The sequence below is a fragment of the Myxococcus sp. AM011 genome (assembly GCF_013372595.1).
Taxonomy (GTDB): domain Bacteria; phylum Myxococcota; class Myxococcia; order Myxococcales; family Myxococcaceae; genus Myxococcus; species Myxococcus eversor.
In genome coordinates, this window is the sequence record NZ_JABXEM010000433.1 from 1 (window position 1) to 5,675 (window position 5,675).

The 5,675-nt window shown below is 63.1% G+C and carries 4 protein-coding genes; 1 reads left to right on the plus strand and 3 read right to left on the minus strand.

From position 1 onward, the window contains the following. The coding region (locus tag HUW62_RS45380) for a chloride channel protein (protein WP_176437989.1) at positions 1-486 on the plus strand (486 nt) is incomplete at its 5' end. Here HUW62_RS45380 and HUW62_RS45385 read toward each other — a convergent pair. From HUW62_RS45385 to HUW62_RS45395, 3 genes are all read right to left on the minus strand, one after another. Further along, positions 471-2,558 carry a putative metal-binding motif-containing protein gene (locus tag HUW62_RS45385; RefSeq protein WP_176437990.1) on the minus strand — a complete coding sequence of 696 codons (2,088 nt, stop codon included), beginning with the start codon at positions 2,556-2,558 and terminating at the stop codon, positions 471-473. The genes HUW62_RS45380 and HUW62_RS45385 overlap by 16 nt on opposite strands. Further along, positions 2,555-3,421, minus strand: coding sequence for a hypothetical protein (locus HUW62_RS45390; protein WP_176437991.1), 867 nt, complete (start codon positions 3,419-3,421; stop codon positions 2,555-2,557). Before HUW62_RS45390 ends, HUW62_RS45385 begins: the two co-directional genes overlap by 4 nt. 114 nt (positions 3,422-3,535) lie before the next feature. Then, a partial coding sequence (locus HUW62_RS45395) for a putative metal-binding motif-containing protein (RefSeq protein ID WP_217911960.1) occupies positions 3,536-5,675 on the minus strand: 2,140 nt, incomplete at its 5' end.

The following is a 5,675-nucleotide window of genomic DNA, read 5'->3' on the forward strand; positions in this document are numbered from 1 at the left end:
GGGTTGGGGGTGCCGGGGATTGTGAGGGCGTTCGAGGACCCGGCGCTGCCGGTGTCGGCGTTTGCCTGGAAGCTGGCGTTCACGGTGGTGACGCTGGCCTCGGGGTTCCTGGGCGGAGAGGTGACTCCGCTGTTCTTCATTGGCGCGAGCTTGGGGAATGTGTTGGCGCGGGTGTTGGGATTGCCGGTGGATTTGGGGGCCGCGGTGGGGATGGCGGCGCTGTTCGCGGCGGCGGCGAATACACCGCTGGCGTTGTCCATCATGGCGGTGGAGCTGGTGGGCGCGGGGGTGCTGACGCACGTGATGATTGTGGCGACGGTGGCGTATCTGCTGACGGGCCACCGGGGGATTTATCCGTCGCAGCGGATTGGACGGGGCAAGCACGGCGGGCCGCCGCTGGAGCGGTGGGTGCCACTGCGGGAGTTGGAGGACCCCGGGCCTCGTGGGCCCGGGGACTCAGGACCGGGAGGTCACGGCTCCGGGTAGTGGAAGACACGGCCGTCGTCACCGACGATCCAAAGTTCTCCTGTGGCGGTGATGGCGATGTCGCGCAGGGGGACGTTCGCCCTGTTCGACGGCAAGTCAGGCCCCTTGGCCCAGCCAAAGGGTGTCAGCCGGCGCAGCTTGCCGTTCGCACCCTTGTCCACAATGTAGCACTGGTCATTCAGCGGGTTTGAGGTGTTCTGCGCGTCGTACCGCATCACCACGCTGCTGAAGTCGGACGTCGTTCCCGAGGATTCAGCTCTGTGCCACGTGGTCGCGCCATCCCAGCGCCACGCCAATCCATCGTCTCCTACCGCGCACGCCTTGTCAGTCTTCCCCATCCACACCGCGTTCGCTGTGCCATCCCCATTGTCTGGCAAGGTGGCGTGCAACGAGGAGGGGGTACCACTGGTATAAGACTGGAACGCTTGGCCAATGTCTCCTGCCGTGTTCCCCCCTGATACCAGCAGGAGGCTCTCACTCAGGCCATGGACGCCATAGACGTTGATGTTGTTGTCGTGCACCAGGGAATGCTGCGGATTGCCACCTACCACCCACTTGATCAAACGGCCTGCAGTATCAGTAATGTAGATGGTGGTCTCCCCCCCAGTCTCGAAGCCCACCATTCCCGTGAGGTTGTCACTGGGGACTGTCAAGGCGCCTGTGCCGCACGGGGCAGTATTCCCTGCATGGATGGCCAGCATTCCACCCTCGCCGCCCAGGAACACAACTCCGGTGGAGTTCACCCAGGAGACTGTCCAATTTGTATTGCCGCAGTTGTTGCTGCTGGCCGGCAGGCTTCCATCCGGCGTCGTACCAGTCGCATCCCCAAAGCTGAAGCTCTCGAACTTACCACTGGCCGTCCTGCGCACCGCCAATTTGCCTCCGCGACCGGCAATCCACACCGGATAGCCATTCGGCCCCGTCGACACCGTCCTCCAGTCGTGTGTATTCCCACCCACGTGATGATTGACCACGTCCTTCAGCGTGCCACCACATGACACAGCAGTGTTGTCCACGAGGCCATCACAATTGTTGTCGATGGCATCGCACACCTCCGCGCGCGATGAACTCGCTGCAGGGTCAACATCATCGCAGTCTCCGTGGTTGCTCAGCACATATCCCGGGTCGGGCGGCTGGCTCTCGCACTTCAAAACAGCGGTCGCAGAGAGATCACCATCCCCGTCACCATCCACGTCGCGGTAGTAGTATCTCCCCGGGTCACGACTACACACCACGGCATTGCCATCCCCCGAGCACACCGTCATGCCTCCGCATTCGGAATTGCAGGTTTCCCCCGTGGCAGCGTATCCCTCGTCGACTATGTTGTTACAGTTATTGTCGACGTTGTCGCACTTCTCTGAGTTCCCAGGGAACATCTTCGCCGCATCCAGGCCAAAGTCCCTGCAGTCAAACGGGCCTGCCGCAGGATATTGTATATAATTACCGCTTGGCGACGTGCATGACGAAACGAAGTCGGGCCCACGGGGAACTCCGTCACCATCCTCGTCCAAGTACCAGCTCGTGTTGAGCCCTTCGTCCGCCGAGCCGTCGCAGTTGTTATCCTTGTTGTCGCAGACCTCGACCGCCGCTGGGTTCCTCGTCCGGTCGCGGTCATCGCAGTCCGTACCGCCCTTTCCATCCCCCAGCACGGCGACGTACCCATCACCATCCTCGTCCGGCGTGTTGAGCGTCACGCTTAGAGGTTGCTGGCTGCCCTCCCCCGACAGATCGACAGGCACCTCCGCCCTGTCCACCTCCTTGCCCTCGCACGTCTGTTCGTGCGCGCGAATCGTCACCTTCACCAGCGCACCCCAATCGGCTTTGCGGAGTACCTTGAGCACCAATGGTGGCGATTGCCTCGCGAGAGAATCGCTCCCAATGCTCTGCTCCGTGGAGTTCGTCGCCTTCGCCTCATCCTGGGTTCGCATCACGATGCACCCGGTCTTGAAGCTCGGAGTGTAATTGACCGAGATGGGGACACCCCGCTCCGCCCGGAGCGCCTCGAGGCTCGGCACGGAGCAGCCGCCCAGCACCATCAAACTCGCGACTGCCAGGATTCCCACGCGGATCATCGCGCACCTCCCTGGGCCACGGTCTCGGCAGTGGAGCCTATGAAGAGCCACGTCGCCAGCGCGCCTACAGCAGCAGCCGTCGCCGTGCCGAAAAGGATGTTTGCCGTCCTGGCACTTCCCTGTGCCCGTGAATGGTTGGCCTCCAGGTCCTTGAGCTGCCCGGCCCTCGCATCGTCAACCTGGCTCTGCGATGCCAGACCGAACACCGTCCCCACTCCACCCGCCGCGACTCCCGCCCCCAACAGAGCCCAGCTCACCACCGGAACCCGACGTCCCGCGATGCGCACGCCCTGGGACGCGCGCTCCACGTCTCCCTCCACGGTACTTGTCGCCCACTCTGGCGGGGCTTTGTCTTCCCTGCTGGGAGGAGTCAGGTCCGGCCGGGCAACCACTGGCTCCTGGGCAAGTGGCTTCTCGTCCAAGGGCACGACCTCGACCACCTGTGGCGCGGCTACTGGAGGCGCGGCCTTGCGTCGACCGGCCGTGGATTCACGAACCTTCGAGCGCTGCGCCTCGAACTCTCCACTCACCTTGGGCGAGACGTGCAAAGGGAGCTGGGCATCGAGCTGGCGTTGGAGCGCCTCGCGGAAGTCCTTGCGGGCCGACTCCCACCTTCCCATGTCCGCTTGGATGATGCCGCGCAACAGGGAGAGGGAGACCGCCTCGTCGGGACCGTGCGACAGGCGACTGGCGTGCTTCAGTCCCTCCAACGCTCGCTCGTATTCGAGGTCCTCGTAGAGGCGGATGGCCTCCGTGATTTGGCGTTGGACCTCACCTTCGGCTCCCTGCGCGCGCAGCGGCATGGCCACCGACACACAGGCGAAGACCGCCAGGCATTCCCCCCACAGGCATGACTTGGACATGCCTGCACTCTATGTCCGACTACTGAACCACGGAAAATCAAGACGGGACTATCCTGTCCAAGACACCACGCTCCGGCCCTCCAAGCCCGAAGCGTGGCACGACCCGACCGACGACTACGGCGCAGGCTCCGGGTAGTGGAACACCCGGCCGTCATCACCGACGATCCAGAACTCTCCTGTTGTCTGGGTAATGGCGATGTCGCGGAGTGGTTTGTCTGCGTTGGCCAGTGGCAGATCCGGTCCCTTGGCCCAACCGAACGGTGTCAGTCGGCGCAGCTTTCCTGCCGCGCTCTTGTCCACCATGTAGCACTGCCTGTTCAGCGGGTTCGCCGTGTCCTGCGCGTTGTACCTCATCACCACGCTGCTGAAGTCAACCGTCACTCCTGCAGGGGCATTGAATCTGTTCCACGTCGTCGCCCCATCCCAACGCCATACAGCCCCGCCGTCTCCCACTGCGCACGCATTGCTCGCAGTCCCCATCCACACCGCATTCGCCTTCCCCCCCACGTTATTCGGGTTCGCCGTGTGCGTTGTTGGTGCCGCAGTCGTCCCAGACGAAACTCCTGCGTAGGACGCGAACCGCTGTTGATCCGGCCCTGTTCGCCCTCCTGACACCAGCAGGAGGTCCTCACTCAGGCCGTGAAGGCCGTAGTAGTTGAAGTTGTTGTCGTTCAAATCGGTGAACGCTGGCGTGCTACCCACATTCCACCTGATCAAGCGTCCGTCGCTATCGGTGATATAGATAGTGGTCATCCCACCAACATCGAAGCCCACCATGCCAGTAATGAGGACGCTTGTTGGCGCTCCTCCCGGCACGCACGTGTAATCAGTCGCTCCAGTGTGGATGGCCAGTAATCCACTCGGGCCTCCCAGGAAAACAACACCGGAGGAGTTCACCCAGGAGACATACCAATCACCGTTGCCACAGTTGTTCGGATGGAGGACGGGGCTCCCATCAGGGGGCGTCGGGCTCGTGGGGTCTCCAAAGCTGAAGCTCTCGAACTTCGCACCGGCCGCCCTGCGCATCGCCAGCTTCCCGCCCAGGCCTGCAACCCAAACGGGATAGCCGCTGGGGGCGGCCGACACCGTTCTCCAGTTCTGCCCTGTTGAACTCAGGTGGTAGTCGGCCACGTCCTTCAGAGTGCCACCGCACGACACCGCCGTGTTGTTGTCCACGGTACCGTCGCAATTGTTGTCGATGGCATCGCAGACCTCAGCGCGCAATGAACTCACCGCGGGATCCACGTCATCGCAGTCCCCATGGTTGTTCAGCACATACCCAGGGTCGGGTTGCTGTCCCTGGCACTTCACGACAGCCTGCAGGGTCGCGTCACCGTCTTCGTCACCATCCACGTCCCGGTAGTAGTTCCGCCCCGGCTCACGGTTGCACACCACCGACTTGCCGTCCGCCGCGCACACCGTCACGCCGCCGCACTCGTTATTGCACGGCGCATTCCTCGCGGCGAACCCTTCGTCGACACCGTTCTCACAGTTGTTATCGAAACCGTCGCAGAGTTCTTCGTTGCCCGGAAACCTATTGGCCGCGTTCATACTGGTCTCATCACAGTCAAACGGCCCTGCCTCGGCGTACTCTATGTAGTTCCCGGCGGGCTTCGCGCACTGACTTACGAAGTCGGGCCCCCTGGGAACACCATCGTTGTCCGCGTCCTGGTACCACTTCTTATCGAGCCCCTCGTCCGCCACACCAGAGCAGTTGTTATCCACCGCGTCGCAGACTTCGATATTGCCCGGGAACCGCAGCGCCGCATTCAGCCCACTGTCCTGGCAGTCCGTGCCGCCCTTCCCGTCCCCCAGCACGGCGACGTACCCATCACCATCCTCGTCAGGGGCGTTGAGCTGTGCCGAGACCGCAGACTTGGTCCCCTCGCCCGACAGGTCGACGGACAGCTCCACTTTGTCCACCTCCTTGCCCTCGCACGACTGCTCATGTGCGGCGATGGTCACCTTCAGCTTCGGGCCCCAACCCTCCCTGAGAGCAACCCCCAGCTTCAACGGCGGCACTCTGGTCGCGAGGTCCGTCACTGTCTGCTTGTCGGTGACGTTCGCTGCGTTCGCCTCATCCTGGACCTGCATCACGATGCAGCCCGTCTTGAAGCTCGGCGTGTAGTTGACGTTGATGGCGATGTTCGCCTGGTCCTTTTTGGAACAGGCCACGGCCAGCAGGGGGAGCGCGAACAGGAGGAGGCGACGCATGGCGCGCACTCTACCCCAGCCTCTCTCCAGCAGCCTGCCC